At 61.6% G+C, this 19,123-nt stretch carries 16 protein-coding genes and 1 pseudogene; 10 read left to right on the top strand and 7 right to left on the bottom strand.

What is annotated here, in order from left to right:
• Window positions 1-15: 15 nt before the first annotated feature.
• Window positions 16-1,326, top strand: coding sequence for a peptidoglycan DD-metalloendopeptidase family protein (locus HKD46_RS13885; protein WP_103243549.1), 1,311 nt, complete (start codon window positions 16-18; stop codon window positions 1,324-1,326).
• A 153-nt stretch (window positions 1,327-1,479) separates the two neighbouring features.
• Window positions 1,480-2,604, top strand: a complete 1,125-nt coding sequence (locus HKD46_RS13880) for an anhydro-N-acetylmuramic acid kinase (RefSeq protein WP_103243550.1) — start codon at window positions 1,480-1,482, stop codon at window positions 2,602-2,604.
• Between the two features lie 111 nt (window positions 2,605-2,715).
• On the opposite strand, the gene HKD46_RS13875 is transcribed toward HKD46_RS13880, so the two are convergent.
• Together HKD46_RS13875 and HKD46_RS13870 are read right to left on the bottom strand one after the other, a co-directional pair.
• Window positions 2,716-3,117, bottom strand: a complete 402-nt coding sequence (locus tag HKD46_RS13875) for a hypothetical protein (protein ID WP_235673835.1) — start codon at window positions 3,115-3,117, stop codon at window positions 2,716-2,718.
• A gap of 377 nt (window positions 3,118-3,494) precedes the next feature.
• Complete coding sequence (locus HKD46_RS13870) at window positions 3,495-4,235, bottom strand: hypothetical protein (RefSeq protein WP_235673834.1); 741 nt, start codon at window positions 4,233-4,235, stop codon at window positions 3,495-3,497.
• 1,201 nt (window positions 4,236-5,436) lie between these two features.
• On the opposite strand from HKD46_RS13870, the gene HKD46_RS13865 reads away from it, so the two are divergent.
• Window positions 5,437-6,702 carry a RidA family protein gene (locus HKD46_RS13865; RefSeq protein ID WP_171865551.1) on the top strand — a complete coding sequence of 422 codons (1,266 nt, stop codon included), beginning with the start codon at window positions 5,437-5,439 and terminating at the stop codon, window positions 6,700-6,702.
• Window positions 6,703-6,776: 74 nt separating this feature from the next.
• Here HKD46_RS13865 and HKD46_RS21405 read toward each other — a convergent pair whose 3' ends face one another.
• Both HKD46_RS21405 and tkt read right to left on the bottom strand, forming a co-directional pair.
• Entirely contained in the window at window positions 6,777-7,394 is a 618-nt protein-coding gene (locus HKD46_RS21405; RefSeq protein WP_311699104.1) for a DUF6680 family protein, read from the bottom strand.
• A gap of 285 nt (window positions 7,395-7,679) precedes the next feature.
• Entirely contained in the window at window positions 7,680-9,671 is a 1,992-nt protein-coding gene (gene tkt / locus HKD46_RS13855) for a transketolase (RefSeq protein WP_171865550.1), read from the bottom strand.
• A gap of 340 nt (window positions 9,672-10,011) precedes the next feature.
• Here tkt and metK point away from each other — a divergent pair, with 340 nt between their 5' ends.
• From metK to ruvX, 7 genes are all read left to right on the top strand, one after another.
• Entirely contained in the window at window positions 10,012-11,163 is a 1,152-nt protein-coding gene (gene metK / locus HKD46_RS13850; RefSeq protein ID WP_010673869.1) for a methionine adenosyltransferase, read from the top strand.
• 67 nt (window positions 11,164-11,230) lie between these two features.
• Entirely contained in the window at window positions 11,231-11,770 is a 540-nt protein-coding gene (locus HKD46_RS13845; protein WP_010673868.1) for a SprT family zinc-dependent metalloprotease, read from the top strand.
• 73 nt (window positions 11,771-11,843) lie between these two features.
• A complete protein-coding gene (locus HKD46_RS13840) occupies window positions 11,844-12,536 on the top strand; it encodes an endonuclease (RefSeq protein ID WP_010673867.1) in 693 nt (230 codons plus the stop codon).
• A gap of 129 nt (window positions 12,537-12,665) precedes the next feature.
• Complete coding sequence (rsmE, locus tag HKD46_RS13835; protein ID WP_010673866.1) at window positions 12,666-13,397, top strand: 16S rRNA (uracil(1498)-N(3))-methyltransferase; 732 nt, start codon at window positions 12,666-12,668, stop codon at window positions 13,395-13,397.
• A 123-nt stretch (window positions 13,398-13,520) separates the two neighbouring features.
• On the top strand, window positions 13,521-14,471 hold the full coding sequence (gene gshB, locus HKD46_RS13830; protein WP_010673865.1) for a glutathione synthase: 951 nt from the start codon (window positions 13,521-13,523) through the stop codon (window positions 14,469-14,471).
• Between the two features lie 154 nt (window positions 14,472-14,625).
• Window positions 14,626-15,180 carry a YqgE/AlgH family protein gene (locus HKD46_RS13825; protein ID WP_010673864.1) on the top strand — a complete coding sequence of 185 codons (555 nt, stop codon included), beginning with the start codon at window positions 14,626-14,628 and terminating at the stop codon, window positions 15,178-15,180.
• An 84-nt stretch (window positions 15,181-15,264) separates the two neighbouring features.
• Complete coding sequence (gene ruvX / locus HKD46_RS13820; RefSeq protein ID WP_010673863.1) at window positions 15,265-15,687, top strand: Holliday junction resolvase RuvX; 423 nt, start codon at window positions 15,265-15,267, stop codon at window positions 15,685-15,687.
• Here the strand turns inward: ruvX and yidZ are convergent.
• From yidZ to ampC, 3 genes and pseudogenes are all read right to left on the bottom strand, one after another.
• Window positions 15,684-16,724 (bottom strand): HTH-type transcriptional regulator YidZ, encoded by a 1,041-nt coding sequence (gene yidZ, locus HKD46_RS13815; protein WP_052130442.1) that lies wholly within the window; start codon window positions 16,722-16,724, stop codon window positions 15,684-15,686. The two genes, ruvX and yidZ, sit on opposite strands and share 4 nt — an antisense overlap.
• A gap of 10 nt (window positions 16,725-16,734) precedes the next feature.
• The gene (locus HKD46_RS13810) at window positions 16,735-17,844 is read right to left on the bottom strand and encodes an MdtL family multidrug efflux MFS transporter (protein ID WP_171865549.1); all 1,110 of its coding nucleotides are present in this window, start codon (window positions 17,842-17,844) and stop codon (window positions 16,735-16,737) included.
• A 292-nt stretch (window positions 17,845-18,136) separates the two neighbouring features.
• Window positions 18,137-19,000: pseudogene (gene ampC / locus HKD46_RS13805) on the bottom strand (class C beta-lactamase); the annotation flags it as partial.
• Window positions 19,001-19,123 lie beyond the last annotated feature (123 nt).

Raw genomic sequence — 19,123 nt, 5'->3', positions numbered from 1 at the left:
CTTTGTCTGCTTCTCATGGTCCTTTGGCACGCCTTCAACTCTCTCCCTCACTGGCACCGCAAGATGGTGCTTATCCTGAGCATCATGGTGATGATGCTGGCGGCCTGGCCGAGCGAACAGGCAGTCGCCACCCGGGTCGATGTCAACGACAACGAACTGGCCGTCGAGCAGCAGGTCGACGAGGAGGCCCAGCTGGCACGGGCCGAGCCCGTCATCCCGCCCAAACCGCACTACGTCACCAGACAGGTGAAGGTGCGAAGCGGCGACAACATGGGGGTCATCTTCCAGCGCCTGGGCCTCAGCACCACGGATCTGCACCTCATCGACCAGCTCGAGGGCACGGATACCCTGCGCCTGCTCAAACCCGGTCAGGAGCTCACCTTCAAGCTCACCAAGGGCGGCGAGCTGCACAGCCTCTATTACCCCCACAGCCTGGAGCAGGCGCTCAAGGTGAACCGCCGGGATGACGGCTTCGTGGCCAGGCCGGTGAAGATCGAGCTCGACACCCGCGAACAGGTGGCCCAGGGGGAAATCCGCTCCAGCTTCTGGGGCGCCGCCGTCGAAGCGGGCATGACGGAAGACCAGATCATGGATCTCGCCGCCATCTTCGGCTGGGACATCGACTTTGCCCAGGACCTGCAACCGGGAGACAGCTTCCGGGTGGTCTACCAGGACAAATACCAGGATGACGAGCGGGTTGCCTCCGGCGACATCCTGGCCGCCGAGTTCGTCAACCAGGGGGCCATCTACCGTGCCGTGCTGAACACGGATGGCAACTACTACACCCCGGACGGCAAGGCGATGCGCAAGAGCTTCCTGCGCGCGCCGGTCAACTTCAAATACATCAGCTCCAACTTCAATCCGCGCCGCCTTCACCCGGTCACCGGCAAGGTGCGTCCCCACAACGGCATCGACTACGTGGCGCCGGTGGGGACACCCATCATGGCGGCGGGCGGCGGCAGCGTGGTGGCCGCCGGCTACAACCAGTTCAACGGCAACTACGTCTTCATCAAGCACGCCGGCAACTACGTGACCAAGTATCTGCACCTCTCCAAGCGCACCGTCAACAAGGGGCAGCGAGTGAAGCAGGGCCAGACCATCGGCCTGCTCGGCGGCACCGGCCGGGTCACAGGCCCGCACCTGCACTATGAGTTCGTGGTGGGCGGCGTACACAAGAACCCGCGCACCCTCAACCTGCCCCAGGCGGAGTCTCTCAGCGGGCGGGCGCTGGCCAGCTTCAAGGCCCAGGCCATGCCCCAACTGGCCAAGCTGGACAGCCCCGAGCTGCAACTGGCCAGAAACAAGGGCAACGGTGACGACAGCTGACCGCTGTCGACCAAGGCGGAACACGGTATCAGACCGTTCCTCTGCATCATTGAAAGGGGGTTGTCATGACTGAGCGCTATATAGGCTGGATGTCCGGTACCAGAGCGGGGCATGGTATCGAACCGTTCCCCCGCATCATTGAAAGGGGTTGTCATGACTGAACGCTATATAGGCTTGATGTCCGGTACCAGTATGGATGGTATCGACGCCGTGCTGGTGACGATGGATAGGGAAGCGCTTCGAGTAGAGGCGGCGCTGTGCCATCCCTGGCCAGCGGAGACCGCCCACGAGCTGCACGCCCTCTGCACCCCGGGGGAGAACGAAATCGACCGCATGGGGGTCGCCGACAACCTGGTGGCCCGCGAATTTGCCGCCGCCACCCAGGCCCTGCTCGCCAAGGCGGCGCTGACTCCCAAGGAGATTCGCGCCATCGGCAGTCACGGCCAGACCATACGCCACCGCCCAGCCCTCGGTTTTACCCTGCAGATTGGCAACGCGGCCCTGCTGGCGGCCCTGACCGGCATCGACGTGGTGGCCGATTTTCGCACCATGGACATAGCCCTCGGCGGTCAGGGGGCGCCCCTGGTGCCCGCCTTCCATCAGGCGCTCTTTGCCCGCCCCGGTGCCCTGCGGGTGGTGCTGAACCTCGGCGGCATTGCCAATATCTCGGTGCTGCCCGGCCAGGCCGACGGGGGGGCGGGTTCAGGGGTATATGGCTTCGATACCGGCCCCGCCAACACCCTGCTCGATGGCTGGTATCGCCGCCACCATCCACACGGTGACAGCTATGATGCCGGTGGCCAGTGGGCCGCCAGCGGCAAGCTTATTCCTGCGCTGCTGGAGCAGTTGCTGGCTCACCCCTACTTCGCCGCCCCCGCCCCCAAGAGCACGGGGCGTGAGATGTTCACCCTCGACTGGCTCGACGGCGAGCTGGACGGCTGCGCATACGCCCCCGCTGATGTGCAGCGTACCCTGCAATCCCTCACCTGCCACAGCATCGCCCGCCAGTTGCCCACCCACCGTGATGCGCCAACCCGGCCCGAGCTGTTTGTCTGCGGCGGCGGCGCCCACAACGCCCCGCTGCTGGCGGAGCTTGCTGCCCTGCTGCCCGACTGGCATCTGACCAGCACCGCCCAGCTCGGCCTTGCACCGGACTGGGTGGAAGGGGCCGCCTTTGCCTGGCTGGCACAGCGCTTTATCCAGCGAAAGCCGGGCAACCTGCCTGCGGTGACCGGTGCGAGCCGCCCGGCGGTGCTGGGCGCCCTCTATCCCGCCTGAGCCGCTTCCCGAGCGCCCTCCCCCTAATGGAACAAGCCCGAACAGGTGCACCTGTTCGGGCTTGTTGTTATGCCTGACGCCGGATGGCGCAGACCCGTCACTCTGTGCTCCCTACCCGAGCCGCTCTTTCAACCTGGCCGCCTGCGCCTTGAAGGTCTCATAATCGGCGACATGCCGACTCCTGGCGGCGGTGATCCACTGCACGCCCGTCTCGTCGGCGTGGGAAAATTCGATGCAAAACTCATATTTCGCGCTGGAGAGCAACCCCATCAGGGCGCCAGACAGAAAACCCACCAGGGGCAGGAAGAGCACGATGAGCCAGTTGCCCGCCTGCTCGTAGGAAGGGGTGAAGTAAAAGAGCACACTGGAGGTGACCATCCCCAGCAACAAGCTCTTCTTGAGCCGATCCATCCAGCCGAGAGCTTTTACCTGCACGCCGACGATGCGGCCCAGATCGTAGCGATCCTTGTTGACCCTCAGTGTGTTGTCCGACTGCTCAATGGCAATGGCCATCCTGATACTCCGTCCTGTTGGCTATGGCGATAAGGGGTTGCCGTGGCGGCCCCGGATTGTGCATCCCGTGATCATGACGGACCAGCAGCCAGCCACGGGGGCGATGGGCGGCGCCTACCCCCAACAGGAACACACGCTGCGCATGGTATCGTATGGCGCCAAACATCAAAAGACGTTCACATCAAAAGGCGAGGTGGATCACCTTCTACCCGCCCCTTGTCCCCCGTGCAGCCGTTGGCTTTCCTGACCATCCTCTCATGGGCAAGGTAGCCGGGGGATCAGGGGTCAGTGAGATAACAGCCCCGTGATGACCCTCAGCAGGGGCGGGCCGATGGGATGGCGCCATGGACCCGCCCCTCGAGAGCACTCCCATGGCCCTAGAAGGCCCACTTCAGGAAGCGGTTTACCTGGCGCTTGACCGGTGCACAGAGCGGCGGTTTGGGAGGCTCCAGGTTGATCTGTCTGCGGCCCACCCTGGCTTCGCCCCGCAGCAGGATCTGGAGATAGTGGGGGTGCTGGCGCTGGATGAAACGGGAGATCTCATGGGCCCAGGGTTTGGGCACTCCCCACAGGGTCGAGGCCAGGGCGCCGACGATACAGAAGAAGGCGGGCTCGTGCATGCCCATCCTGACGCCATTCTCCAGCGCCTCTTTGAGGGAGCCCGAATGGGCGATGCAGGTCATCACATTGACCATGAAGGCGGCATAGTCATCTTCCCCGCCGTGGCCCACCCTGGCCACCAACCCGGCCTGCGGCCTGTAGCCGAACTGGTGGCCGATGTGCTCAAGCACCGCATTGCGCTGGCGAATGACCTTGGCATAGAACATCAGCATGGCGGTGCAGTCGAGCGCCTGGCTCAAGGCCGCCTGATGAGGATGGGTCTGGGTGGGACGGGGCGTGGTCAGCAGCGCGATCTCCTCCGAGATGGCGAGCAGACCGATGGGCACCGCCGTGCTGATAAAGGCGAGATCAATGGCGATCGCCAGGTCCTGGCCCTCCTCCATCCGGCCGATGACCACCTGCTCGGCAAAGAGGCGACGCTGGCGCTCGATAAAGGCGCCATAGATCAGAGCCCTGAACTTCTTCTGGGGATAGGGGGTATCGAGCAGGGTCTCCATGGTCAGGATGGCGGCACCGGTGCGACCGCGCAGTTGATAGTCGGGGGCGAGGGGGAAGTGCTTGCCTAGGCGGGGGGTGGCCGAAACCCGCTGGTGCGGCTGTACATGTCACCCAGAATGAATCCAAGCATAAAACCTCCGAAGTCAGATGACGGGGCTCGCGATGCGATCGCATGTGCCACTCCCGGGCAGATGAGTGCCGATCCGTGCTGCTCGTCGGCAGGGTCCCTGATTTCATTATTAATCATACAGTTAATAATCCACCCAAACCCCGACCCAGGTCGCAATAACGGCAGTTGATGACAAATAACACAAATAAGGATGGTGCGGGGAAGATGAGCCGGCTGCATCGCAAGGAGTGCGGGATACGCCAGGGCGGCAAAGTAGGGCGGACTCCGAGGCCCCCTCACAGGGAGGGTCATGACAGGAGTGATATACATCGGGGGGCGGCAAGTCGGGGCAGGCAAGGGGAAGGCCCCCTCCCCTTGCTTATGAGCCTTGTTGGCGGGGTGCGTTCGCGCCGCTGAAAAGATATGGCATAGGCGATGTGGCGACCCGCCCATGTCAGCCTCCGCCGCAGGGGCTAAAAAGCGCCCTCTCTTTCTCCCGTATTTATGTCATGACCTGTTGCCATGCAAAGAGGGTGAATGTTATTTCAGTGTGCTCACCACAGCATATTTTGGCGGCGCTGAACAGGGCGTCGAGAGAGCGATAAATAGATAGCTATGCAAAACCGGGAGAATAAGCTGCAATGTCGCCAAAAGTATTAACGGAGGATTCACAGACTGTAACCCTGATGCGCGACAATATGGTTCTATCTGGTTCCACTTTCATGGTAAAGCGGGATCATCATCACCTTTATTTGCCATGCCCGTCATGAATTGAATCGCAAAATGAATATATTTCACTCTGTTGAGCCACCTCATAGAAACAGGATCCCGGTTTGCATCCCCGGATAACCGCCCCCTAGAATTCTCCCGTCTGAATCACCAGGCCAATTTCTCTCCCTTGTCTGTTGCACGCGCTGTCTGCATCGAAACAGGGCTCGACACTGTGATGATCGTTCTCCTTTTCTCCGTCGCCCTGCGGCGGGAACGGGCAACTGTTGCCGCAATATCACGAGTCATCAGCGTGCCGCATTCGGTCAGGGAAGAACAATGCGGCCCGGACCCTACATCAAAAACGAAAAAGGAGTATCGCCATGAGTGGTACCATCATCAAATCCGCCAGAAATACCCCCAATGCGCCTCAGGATCTGGGGCCCTATACCCAGAGCGTGGCCTTCTCCCACTACAACAATATTGCCGCCCAGCTGCCGGTCGATCCGAAAACGGGCGCGCTGGTCGCAGGGGATATCCAGGCACAGGCCAGGCAGTGTCTCACCAATATCCAGGCCATCGTCCAGAGCATTGGCCACGGCATGGAGGACATGGTGAAGGTGACCCTGTTCCTCGCGGACATCGCCGACCTCGATGCCGTCAACGCCGTCTATCGGGAATTCTTCCCCCACTCGCTGCCGACCCGCACAGTGCTCGCCGTCGCCGGTCTGCCGCTCGGCGCCAGGGTGCAGATGGACGCCCTGCTCTCCAACGGGGAAGGCACCTTCCCCCAGGCGCCCTGCCCGCTGCTCAAGATCTCCCGCAACAGCGACCACGCCCCGCAGGATCCGCTCTCCAGCCAGAGCGTCGCCTTCTCCCATTACAACAATATCGGTGCCCAGCTGCCCCTCGACCCCGCCTCCGGCGCCCTGGTTGACGGTGGCATTCGCGAGCAGGCGGCCCAGTGCCTGCGCAATATCAAAACCGTGCTGGAGAGCATCGAGGTGCCCTTCGACGACATCGTCAAGGTCACCGTCTATCTGACCAATCTGGCGGATCTCGACGCCGTCAACGAGGTTTACACCACCTTCTTCCCGGACTCCGCCATCGCCCGTGCCGTCGCCTATCTGCCGGCCCGCAGCGTGATCGCGGCCTCTGCCCTGCCGCTGGGTGCCCGGGTGCAGATGGATGCGGTCATCTCCCACGGTGACGGCACCCCGCCCCAGCTGGTGGAAGACAGGCACAATCTGGTGATCCGTGCCCGCAATACCGACAAAGCACCGAGAAGCCCGCTCCATACCCAGAGCGTCGCCTTCTCCCACTACAACCATATCGCCGGCCAGTTGCCGCTCGACATGGCCACCGGCAAGGTGCTGACCGGTTGCGTCAAGGAGCAGACCGCCCAGTGCCTCGGCCATATCAAGACCATCGTCGAGAGCATCGGCCATGTGATGGACGATATCGTCAAGGTCAATATCCAGCTTGCCAACATCGCGGATCTGGCGGACGTGGATGCCATCTACGCCAAATATTTCCCGGGCTATCTGCCTGCCCGCACCGTGATTGGCGTCAGCGAGCTGCCCGCCGGCGCCCTGGTGCAGATGGATGCGGTGATGTCCAATGCGGAAAGTACCCCGCCGCAGGTTTAAAGCTCGCTTTAAATAATGAAAAGACACCGGCTTAGGCCGGTGTCAGGTAATAGCTATATCTGTACAAGCTGTGATTACAACTTTCCGTTAACTTCATCCTTTATTGTAACGGGAATTGAACGCTTACCTTCAAAATGCTCCTTCATCAAGCAATGAAGCTCCTTTTGAGTTTTTAGAGCCTCATCATCACTAGGAAAATAAACAATCGACATTGGGATAGACTTCTTACCAAGAAATACATCCACCAATTGACTTCGGATGTATTTTTGCTCAGTCTCTTGATCAGCGTACGCCTTTGGAAAATATCCAGCTTTCTTGATATGAACCTTATCGAAATCAAAACCTAAGGACTCACCCATTTCATACAAGAGATCAGACAGCTGATCATTTCGCTTTTCCTCCCAAATTTTTTGCATGCTTTCATCATCATTTGGATATGAATTCAGATGATCTAAATATGTCTTCCATGCATTTACAACCTTCGAATAATTCCGCCCATTAAACTCTAATCCAACCATATTAAGAGCCGATACATGCTGAAATGCTAAAGTTGAGGCTCTGGTAGTCATAAGATCTCGAAACACCGCCATTTTTTTATTTCTATCTTCTGATCTACGATCAAGAAACTTTTGAATTTGGACAGCTAAGATAGGACCAAGAATTACTGCTAGCATCATCAACCAGTCACTCATTGTTATCAGCATACTAAACCTCTGTTGATTACATAACTCATGATAAATTAAAAAAAATATCACAATGCTGTTCAGCACCACACTATATTTAACTTTATATCAATTTATAAAATATGATCATACGTATGCTAAAACTTATATTTGATAAAATTACTTATACACTAACCCCATAAAAACTACCTTATCAAATAAACAATGACGAACTAACAAAAAACGCCCCCCATCTTGCGATGGAGGGCGTTTTATTTTCCGGCTACTGGGCCAGAGTGGCCCAATGGTCAGCTATTACAGGGACTCTGCGGTCGCAACCACGTTTTCCACGGTAAAGCCGAATTCCTTGAACAGCAGCTCGGCCGGTGCGGACTCACCGAAGGTGCGCATGCCGATGATCTTGCCGCCAAAGCCCACGTACTTGTACCAGTAGTCGGCGATGCCCGCTTCGATGGCCACACGCTTGGTGACGGCGGCCGGCAGGACGGACTCCTTGTACTCGGCGGACTGGTCATCGAACACGTCGGTAGACGGGATGGAGACCACGCGCACGGCACGACCCTTGGCAGTCAGCTGCTCATAGGCAGCCATGGCCAGCTCCACTTCGGAACCGGTGGCGATCAGGATCAGCTCCGGGGTACCGGCGCAATCCTTCAGCACATAACCACCCTTGGCGGCATCGGCCAGTTGCTGGGCGGTGCGGTCCATCTGGGCCAGGTTCTGACGGGAGAAGATCAGGGAGGTCGGGCCGTCGGTACGCTCGATGGCGTGTTTCCAGGCGATGGCGGACTCTACCTGGTCACACGGGCGCCAGGTGCTCATGTTCGGGGTCAGACGCAGGGAGGCGATCTGCTCGACCGGCTGGTGAGTCGGGCCATCTTCACCCAGACCGATGGAGTCGTGGGTATAGACGAAGATGGCGCGCTGCTTCATCAGGGCGGCCATGCGCAGGGCGTTGCGGGCGTACTCCATGAACATCAGGAAGGTGGCGCCGTAGGGGATGAAACCACCGTGCAAGGCGATGCCGTTCATGATGGCGGACATGCCGAACTCGCGCACGCCGTAGTGGATGTAGTTGCCTGCGGCGCTCTCGGGAGTCAGGGACTTGGAGCCGGACCACATGGTCAGGTTGGACGGCGCGAGATCCGCGGAGCCGCCCATGAATTCCGGCAGCAGCTTGCCGAAAGCTTCCAGGGAGTTCTGGGACGCTTTACGGGTCGCGATCTTGGCCGGGTTGGCCTGCAGGGTTTCGATGATCTTGGCGGATTCAGCAGCCCAGTTGGCCGGCAGCTCGCCAGTGGTACGGCGCTTGAATTCGGCAGCCAGGGCCGGGTGAGCGGCTTCATAGGCGGCGAACTTGGCAGCCCAGTCGGATTCGAGCTTGGCGCCCTTCTCCTGACCGTTCCACTCGGCGGCGATGTCGGACGGGATGACGAACGGCGCGTGGTCCCACTTCAGGAAGGCACGGGCGGCGGCGATCTCGTCGTTGCCCAGCGGTGCGCCGTGGCAGTCGTGGGAGCCGGACTTGTTCGGGGAACCGTAGCCGATGATGGTGCGGCAGCAGATCAGGGTCGGCTTGCCGGTCTCGGCCTTGGCGGCTTCGATGGCAGCGTTGATGGCTTCCGGGTTGTGACCGTCAACGGCCGGGATGACGTGCCAGCCGTAGGCTTCGAAGCGCTTGGGAGTGTCGTCGGTGAACCAGCCTTCTACGTGACCGTCGATGGAGATGCCGTTGTCATCCCAGAACGCGATCAGCTTGCCCAGACCCAGGGTGCCGGCCAGGGAGCAGGCTTCGTGGGAGATACCTTCCATCAGGCAGCCATCGCCCATGAAGGCGTAGGTGTAGTGGTCAACGATGTCGTGACCCGGCTGGTTGAACTGCTCGGCCATGGCCTTCTCGGCGATCGCCATGCCCACGGCGTTGGTGATGCCCTGACCCAGCGGACCGGTGGTGGTTTCAACGCCCGGCGCATAACCGTACTCCGGGTGACCCGGGGTGCGAGAGTGCAGCTGGCGGAAGTTTTTCAGATCGTCGATGGAGAGGTCATAACCGGAGAGGTGCAGCAGGGAGTACAGCAGCATGGAGCCGTGGCCGTTGGAGAGAATGAAACGGTCGCGGTCGGCCCACTTGGGGTTGTTCGGGTTGTGTTTGAGGTGGCTGCGCCACAGCACTTCAGCGATATCCGCCATTCCCATGGGGGCGCCCGGGTGACCGGAGTTGGCTTTTTGAACGGCATCCATACTCAATGCACGAATGGCATTGGCAAGCTCTTTACGAGAAGGCATCTGTATCTCCTGCGATTGCTTCATTTGATGGCCAAGATTAAGGCGCGTTATTGTCCCAGCAGGGGGCGCGGCGTGCAAATATTATCTGGGCGAATAAAGTGGCTTTGGGAGCACAATCGCTTTTCTGGGCGGGGAAAACGATTCAATCCGCCCCCTGCTTTACCTCCATGGAGGTGGATCCCTTCCCCATCCCGCCCCGGGCGGCTCCACCCCCAAATAGTGCTGGCAATCACCGGATGACCTATTTAAAATAGACGTCCAGATGTAGATACCTCTACAGTCATCCTGTCATTATCCGGTTATGGCCAAGGCGATAACCCTTACGAATCGAGAACCAAACATGGCAAAGCTGTTTACTTCCGAGTCGGTCTCCGAAGGCCATCCCGATAAAATCGCCGACCAGATCTCCGATGCGGTGCTGGACGCCATCCTGCAGCAGGACACCAAGGCGCGCGTCGCCTGCGAAACCCTGGTCAAGACCGGCATGGTGATGGTAGCCGGCGAAGTGACCACCTCTGCCTGGGTCGACATCGAACAGATCGTGCGCGACACCGTGCGCGAGATTGGTTACACCCACTCCGACATGGGCTTCGACGCCGACTCCTGCGCCGTGCTGAACGCCATCGGCAAACAGTCTCCGGACATCAACCAGGGCGTCGACCGTACCGACCCGCTGGAGCAAGGTGCCGGTGACCAGGGCCTGATGTTCGGCTACGCCACCAACGAAACCGACGTGCTGATGCCCGCGCCCATCACCTACTCCCACCTGCTGGTGAAGCGTCAGGCAGAAGTGCGCAAGAACGGCACCCTGCCGTGGCTGCGTCCGGACGCCAAGAGCCAGCTGACCTTCGCCTACGACGACGCAGGCAAGATCCTGGGTGTCGATGCCGTGGTGCTCTCCACCCAGCATTGCGACTCCATCAGCCACAGCGATCTGGTGGAAGCGGTGCGCGAAGAGATCATCAAGCCGGTGCTGCCCGCCGAGTGGATCAACAAGGACACCAAGTACTTCATCAACCCGACCGGTCGTTTCGTCATCGGCGGCCCCATGGGTGACTGCGGTCTGACCGGTCGCAAGATCATCGTCGACACCTACGGCGGCATGGCCCGTCACGGTGGTGGCGCCTTCTCCGGCAAGGATCCGTCCAAGGTGGACCGCTCCGCCGCCTACGCCGCCCGCTACGTGGCCAAGAACATCGTGGCCGCAGGCCTCGCGGATCGCTGTGAAGTGCAGGTCTCCTACGCCATCGGCGTGGCCGAGCCCACCTCCATCAGCGTCGAAACCTTCGGTACCGGCAAGGTGGCCGAAGCCCTGCTGGTCAAGCTGGTGCGCGAGTTCTTCGAGCTGCGCCCCTATGGCCTCATCGAGATGCTGGATCTGAAGCGCCCGATCTACCAGGCAACCGCCGCTTACGGCCACTTCGGCCGCGACGAGTTCCCCTGGGAGAAGACCGACAAGGCCGAGCTGCTTCGCGCTGCCGCCGGCCTGTAAGGCCCGAGGTTGTGATAAAAGGGGAGCCAGGCTCCCCTTTTGCTTTTGTGTCCGTCCCGAGGATCCCATGCCTGCCACTGCCACCCGGCTTGACCCCGCCCTCATCGAGATGCTGCTCGCGCGCGTCGAGGCCTGCTTTGTGCAGGCTGAAACGCGCCTTGGCCGCACCTTTCTCCGCCCGCAAGTCCATTGCAACATGCGGGGCCGGGCGGCAGGGTCTGCGCGGCTGCAAACCTGGGAGCTGCGTTTCAATCCGGCGCTCTATCAGGCCAATCAGCAGGCGTTTCTCAGGGAAGTAGTGCCCCACGAGGTGGCGCACCTGCTGGTCTATGCGCTCTGGGGAGAGGGGCGTGGCAAGAGCCGGGTACTGCCCCACGGTCGCCAGTGGCAGTCGGTGATGCGGGAGCTGTTCGGTCTCGAACCCAGCACCACCCACAGCTTCGATCTGGGGGTGCTGGCCCAGCGCACCTTCGTGTATGCCTGCGCCTGCCAGCAGCATCCCCTCTCGGTGCGCCGCCACAACAAGGTGATGCGCGGCGAGGCCCGCTATCACTGCCGCCGCTGTCGCCAGCCCCTGGTGTGGCAGCGCGACACGACGGCGGATTGAGTCACCCCGTGTCGCGCTCCTGTGATAGGGTGCGCGCTTACTTCATTCAACTGTCTCATTGCCAAGGATATTCATGTTTCGCCCTCTGCTCTCCCTCTGCCTGGCCCTGCTGGTCAGCGCCCCGGCCCATGCCGACAACATCCAGACCTTTCGCGCCGCCAAGCAGGATCTGAACAAGCTCTACCAGAGCCACCCCGTCACCTTCTACTGCGGCTGCAACATCAAGTTCAGCGGCAAGAAGATGGCCCCCGACTGGGAGAGCTGCGGCTACCTGCCGCGCAAACAGGCCGAGCGGGCCTCCCGCATCGAATGGGAGCACGTGGTGCCCGCCTGGGAGTTCGGCCACCAGCTCCAGTGCTGGCAGGACGGGGGTCGCAAGAATTGCGGCAAGAGCGACGAGTTCAACAGGATGGAGGGAGACATGCACAACCTCTTCCCCACCATCGGCGAGGTGAACGGTGATCGGGCGAACTTCCGCTTCAGCGACTGGAACGGCAAACCGAACCAGTACGGCAAGTGCCAGATGCTGGTGGACTTCAAGGAGCGCCAGGTGCAGCCGCCCAAGGGGCCGGTGCGTGGCCAGATCGCCCGCGCCTACCTCTACATGAGCCAGCAGTACGGACTGCGTCTGGCGGCCCAGCAGCGCAAGCTTTACGAAGCCTGGGACAGGCAGTATCCGGCTGATCGCTGGGAGTGCGAGCGCAACCGCCGTATCGGCAAGCTGCAGGGCAATACCAATCCCTTCATTGAAAAGCAGTGCCAATAACCCCATTTGACCAGGGAGGGGGAGCGTCCCCCTCCTCCTGAATCCCTTCACTCTCTGTCTCGCGAGCCTTGCTCGCCGCCGTGCAGTAGGGTATTGAAGGGTTTCCAAGCAAGAGACTGACTATCAGCCATGCGCATTCCACGTATCTATGAACCGGCCAGCCTGCAGGTTGGCCAGACCCTCGCCCTGTCGGAAGACGGTGCCAATCACATCGGCCGCGTGCTGCGCATGCAGCCGGGCCAGCAGCTCGAGCTGTTCAACGGCGACGGCAACCAGTACCCCGCCACCATCGCCAACGTCGGCAAGAAGTCGGTGGAAGTGACCATCGACAGTTGCGAGACCCGCTCGGTGGAGTCCCCCCTTGCCATCCACCTGGGTCAGGTGATCAGCCGCGGCGACAAGATGGACTTCACCATCCAGAAATCCGTGGAGCTCGGCGTCACCTGCATCACGCCGCTCTTCTCCGAGCGCTGCGGCGTCAAGCTGCCCGCCGATCGGCTGGAGAAAAAACGCGAGCAGTGGCAAAAAGTGGTGATCAGCGCCTGCGAGCAGTGCGGCCGCAATACCGTGCCCGAGGTGCGCATGCCGATGGAGCTGGACGCCTGGCTGGCGGAAGAGACTCAGGAGCTCAAGCTCAACCTGCACCCGCGCGCCCCTTACAGCATCAACACCCTGCCCATCCCCGAGCACGGCGTGCGCCTGCTGATCGGCCCGGAAGGGGGCTTGTCCAGCGACGAGATCGCCCGTACCGTGCAGGAAGATTTCAAGGAGATGCTGCTGGGGCCGCGGGTGCTGCGCACCGAAACCGCCGCCCTGACGGCAATTACTGCGCTTCAGTGCCGCTTTGGCGATCTGGCCTGACAGCCGACCCCACCCCGACCCTCCCCTTCGCAGGGGAGGGAGCAACAGGCCCCTCCCCCTTGTGAAGGGGGAGGCAGGGAGGGGGTCATCACATCCCATCGAGCCATTAGGAAGGAAACTCGGATGACCATTAAACTCGGCATCGTGATGGACCCCATCTCGGCCATCAACATCAAGAAGGACTCCAGCTTCGCCATGCTCGAAGAGGCGCAAAAGCGCGGCTACGAGCTGTTCTATCTGGAGATGAAGGATCTCTACATGGAGGCCGGTCGCGCCTTCGGTACCATGCGCCCGCTCACCGTCAAATATGACTATGCCGACTGGTACAGCCTCGGCGAGGTGGTGGATCAGCCGCTCTCCAGCCTGGATGTGATCCTGATGCGCAAGGATCCCCCCTTCGACACGGAGTTCATCTACGCCACCTACATGCTGGAGCGGGCCGAGGATGAGGGCTGCCTCATCGTCAACAAGCCCCAGAGCCTGCGCGACGCCAACGAGAAGCTCTACACCGCCTGGTTTGCCGAGCACACCCCGACCACGCTCGTCACTCGCAGAGCAGACAAGCTGCGGGCCTTCCACGCCAGGCACAAGGACGTCATCCTCAAGCCGCTGGACGGCATGGGCGGCGCCTCCATCTTCCGCATGAAGGAGGATGACGCCAACGTCGGCGTCATCATCGAGACATTAACCTCTCACGGCAGCCAGTACTGCATGGCGCAGACCTATCTGCCCGCCATCAAGGATGGCGACAAGCGGGTGCTGGTGGTGGACGGCGAACCAGTACCTTACTGCCTGGCCCGCATTCCGGCCCAAGGTGAGACCCGTGGCAACCTGGCGGCCGGTGGCCGTGGTGAGGCCCGCCCCTTGAGTGACGCGGACTGGGCCATCGCCCGCGCGGTGGGCCCGACCCTGAAAGAGAAGGGGCTCATCTTCGTCGGCCTCGACATCATCGGCGATCGCCTGACCGAGATTAACGTCACCAGCCCGACCTGCATCCGCGAGATTGAGGCGGCCTTCGACGTCTCCATTACCGGCATGCTGATGGACGCCATCGAGCGCCGGCTGGGCCGCTGACCCCTTCGTTGCCGCGGCGAGGACACACACACAAGGGGCCGTGAAGGCCCCTTTGACTGCCGCCCTCCTGCCGGCAAAAAGCGGTTTTGCCCGCCGCCATCAACTGCCATAATCACCCCAAATACCTTTGCACGCTTAGAGATACATACGCTCCATGCAAACACTGCAAAATCACTTTCTGCTCGCCATGCCGAGCCTCACGGACGCCTATTTCCAGCGCTCCCTGGTCTATCTGTGCGAACACAGCAGCGAAGGCGCCATGGGACTGGTGGTCAACATTCCGGTTGACATGTCCCTGGACGCCATGCTGACCAAGCTCAACCTCAATCCCCCCGCCACCGCCGAGATGAAACAGCCGGTGTTGCAGGGGGGCCCGGTGCACGGGGATCGCGGCTTCGTGCTGCACAGCTTCCGCCCGGGCTTCAACTCCACCCTGCAGGTGAGCGACGAGATGATGGTCACCACCTCCAAGGACATCCTGGAGACCCTGGGCACCGACGAGGCGCCGGACCACTGGCTGGTGGCGCTCGGTTACGCCGGCTGGAGTGCAGGCCAGCTCGAGCAGGAGCTGGTGGATGGCGCCTGGCTGGTGATCCCCCCCAATCCCAAGCTGGTCTTCGATACCCCCATCCACCTGCGCTGGCAGCAAGCCGCCGCGAGCATTGGGGTCAACCCCCTGCACCTCTCCAGCCAGGTGGGCCATAGCTGACACCCCGGACCTCCCCCCCACAAGCAGGGGGAGACAGGGAGGGGGCTTCCCCCTTCATTTATCCATCCATTTCGAGGAGACCCCATGTCATCACGCAGCATCATGGGCTTTGACTACGGCACCAAGAGCATCGGTGTCGCCATCGGCCAGGAGCTCACGGGCAGCGCCCGCCCCCTTCGCTCCCTCAAGGCCAACGACGGCATCCCCAACTGGGACGAGATAGAGAAGCTGATCAAGGAGTGGCAACCGGATCTGCTGATCGTCGGTCTGCCGCTCAACATGGATGGCACGGACCAGGAGATCACGGTGCGGGCCCGCAAGTTCGGCAATCGCCTGCACGGTCGCTTCGGCAAGCCGGTGGAGTTCAAGGACGAGCGGCTCACCACCACGGATGCCCGCGCCCGCCTGTTTGAGCGTGGCGGCTACAAGGCGCTGGACAAGGGGAGCGTGGACGGCGTCTCCGCCCAGCTCATCGTCGAAGCCTGGATGGAAGAGCAGTACGACTAAACCGGGGTGCCTCCTCCCCCTTGCTTCTCTTTCGCCGCCCCGCTCTCCATGGGCCCGCCCCAGGCAAAACGCGTCATCCCCGCTGCGGCCAGGCCATAGAGCCGCCGGATCTCCCCCCGCAACCACATCACCTTGGCATCCTGATTGTGGCGCTTGTGCCACAGCAGGATGAAGGCGATCTCCAGCTGGGCATAGAGGGACTCTTCCAGCGGCAACGGCATGGGGATGAGGTCGGGGTGATGTCTGGCGGCATAGTCCGCGCAATATGAAGGCACCACGGCGATCAGCTCGTGGCTCTTTTGGGCGGCGATGTGCAGCGCCTGCTCGAAGCTCGCCACCATGATGGGCACCTGCCGCCTGTGGCCTTCGTCCTCCAGCAGATCGTCCAGTGCCCAGCTGTCGCTGGCCTCCCACACCACGCTCACCTGGGGGCAGGCCAGAAAGCGGGTCAGCGACCACGTCTGCCCGAGCAAGGGGTGATCCTTGCGCAGGAACACCACGGGACGATCGCAGAACAGCACCTCGTGATCGATGTAATAGGGCAGCCGGTTGACCCTGGCATGGGAGCGGCCGTGGGTCTCCCTGGCACAGAAGCCGAGATCCGCCTCCCCGTTGACGATGTCGTTGAGAGAGTGGTGATCCCAGCCCAGCATCCTGACCACGGAGTGGGGGTACTTCTGGTAGATGGTCGTGGGCAGCTCGCTCAGGAAGCTGATGCCGAAGGGGGACTCCATCACCAGACTGAAGCGGGCCCCCTCGGGGATCGCCTCGCTGTTGAGGGTGCTGATGCTCTCGGTGAGCTGGAACCAGGTCTTGAGCTCCTCCGCCAGGGTCAGGGAGAGATTGGTCGGCTGCAAGCCCTGGCGCACGCGCACGAAGAGGGGATCCCCGAACCAGTCCCGCAGCTTGCCGAGCGCCTTGCTCACCGCCGACGGGGTGACACACAGCTTCTTGGCCGCCCCCGCCACGCTGCGCTCCTGCATCAGGTGCCTGAAGACCACCAGCAGGTTCAAATCGAGTTCACCCAGATTGCGCATCGCGTCTCTCCTATCCCCGAGCCCGGACTCGCCGTACCGCACGCCATGGTAGCAGCACCTTGACCATCAGGTAACCGAGCAGCGCCAGCAGGAGTGCCAGGATCAGCATCCAGAGCGCAGGCATCCCCAGATGGCCCATCCCCCAGATGAAGAGCCCGGACAACCCTATCTGCATGATGCAGAGCAGGGCACTGGCCGATGCCACCTGATCCCCGCACACATCCAGCGCCTCCCCCATCGCCACTCCGAACCCGCAGGAAAACCCGATACAGACCAGGGCAAACCCCGCCAGCAGGTAGGCGAGATGGGAGAGCGCCAGCACCCTTGCCTTGCCGAGCCAGCGCAGCAGCAAGGGGGTCAGGAAGGAAGCGGACATGCTCACCCCGGCCATCGCCATCATCAGCCGGGTGTACTGCTCGGGAGGCAGACCGAACGTGGTCATCAGGACGAGGGGCGAGACGCTCACATAGACCAGGATGGCGGTCACGCTGGCGCTGGTCAGCAAGGCGCGCAGCATGAAGGGGGCCGTGCCCAGCAGGGCCAGCGGCGATGCCCCCGCAGGCTGGCGGGCGGGGCGGGTCTCCTTGAGCAGTCGCAGGTTGACCAGGGCACTGATGGCGGCCACCAGCGCCATGCCCACGAAGATGCCGCGCCACTCGAAGTGCGACAGGATGAGATAACCGAGTACGGGAGCCAGCACCGGAATGACGCAGATCACGCCGTTGATGAGGGAGAGAGCCATCGCGAGGCGCGCCTGGCTCAGCACATCCCGCAGCACGGTGAAGGTCATGATGTAGAGCGCTCCAGCGCCCACCCCTTGCCAGAAACGCCCCAGATAAAACTGGGCGATGCCGGTCGCCTCCGCCGCCACCAGGGAGGCGACCACGAAGATGAGGGCGCCCCCCAGTACCACGGGGCGCCTGCCATGGCGATCCGCCAGCATGCCCCCCGGCAGCACGGTAGCCGCCATGCCCAGCAGATAGATGGAAAAAGCGGTGTGGATCTGCGCCTCGCTCCCCTGCAGGGTTTGCGCAATGCGGGGCACGGCCACCAGATAGAGATCGATCCCGAGGGGATAGAGGATGATCATCAGAAAAGTACACAGCAGAAACATACCCATGAAGGCTCCATAGCAGCAGGTTTCACCATCACAGGTGCGCTGTCAGCGAGATTGACAACTCAATCCTGCAAAAGCAGAGGAAGATGCCGGGCACTATAGAGCGGGCGGCCTGCCGGGGCCTAGTGACGAGATGGCACTCGGTGGATGCCAATCCGGACATCTCCCGCAGGAGAGGCCCGGATTGGCATGCTCATCGACCCGCCCCCTGCCAGGTCGCCCTTGAGGGGTCGGGTCCGAGGTAACGGGCACGCCGCGATGCGACGAGCCCTCAAGGCTCAGCGACGGCGCACCATTACCTGGCCAGTTGCGTCAGGATGGCGTGGGCCGCTTTCACCCTGGCCGGGATAGGATAGTTGCGGTTGGCCAGCATGACGATGCCGATCCCTTTGGCCGGCACGAAGGCCACATAGGCGCCGAAGCCGCTGGTCGAGCCGGTCTTGTTGAAGAGCACAGGGTGCCCTGCCGCAGCGGGCGCGGGCGCCGCCGGGTTGGCATTGTAAATCATCGCCGGGGAGTTGCCCGCCAGCAATGTCTGCTCGCTGACGGGATAGGCGTAACGCTCCCAACCCAGTCCCTGGGTCATCCCGCCTACCGAGTAGTGCCCTTTGTGGGTCAGGGAGATGGCCTGCTGCAACGCCTTGTCATCAACCCCGCTGATGTTGGCCTTCACAAAGCGCAGCAGATCCGCCGAGCTGGTCTTGATGCCGTAGGCCTCGTCCGCCAGCATGCCGGGGCTGACCCTGATGGGCTTGTCCTCTTTCGAATAGCCATAGGCATAACTCGCCATGGCCTGCTTCGGCACATTGACATAGGTGTGGTGCAGGCCAAGCCCCGGCAGGAGCGTCTGCTCCATCAACTGGGCAAACGGCTGCTTCATGCTGCTCGCCGCCAGGTGGCCGAACAGCCCTATGCTGGGGTTAGAGTACTGGCGATGGGAACCCGGCGAGTAGGCTGGGGTCCACTGGCGGTAGTAGGCCTGCATCTTCTCGAGCGAATCCACCTCCTCGGGGAATTGCAGCGGCAAGCCGCCCGCGCTGTAGGTAGCCAGCTCCCCCATGGTGATGCTGTCAAAGGCGGATCCCTTGAGCCAGGGGGCGTGCCGGCTCGCCTTGTCATCCAGTTGCATCGCTCCCTTGACCACCGCATAGGCTCCTAAATAGCTGTTCCGAATAGTAGATCACCGGAGGAAGGGAACTCAGTCCAGTTTGTGCGATCTGATTAGTCGCTAAACAAAACAAGCCACACCCAAAGGACTGAGTTGATGCCTATCCTACCACCT

It is taken from the genome of Aeromonas sp. TW 6, assembly GCF_013168745.1.
GTDB lineage: Bacteria > Pseudomonadota > Gammaproteobacteria > Enterobacterales > Aeromonadaceae > Aeromonas > Aeromonas caviae.
Note: the sequence above shows the minus strand (reverse complement) of the source record. Positions and strands in the feature narration are given on the sequence as shown.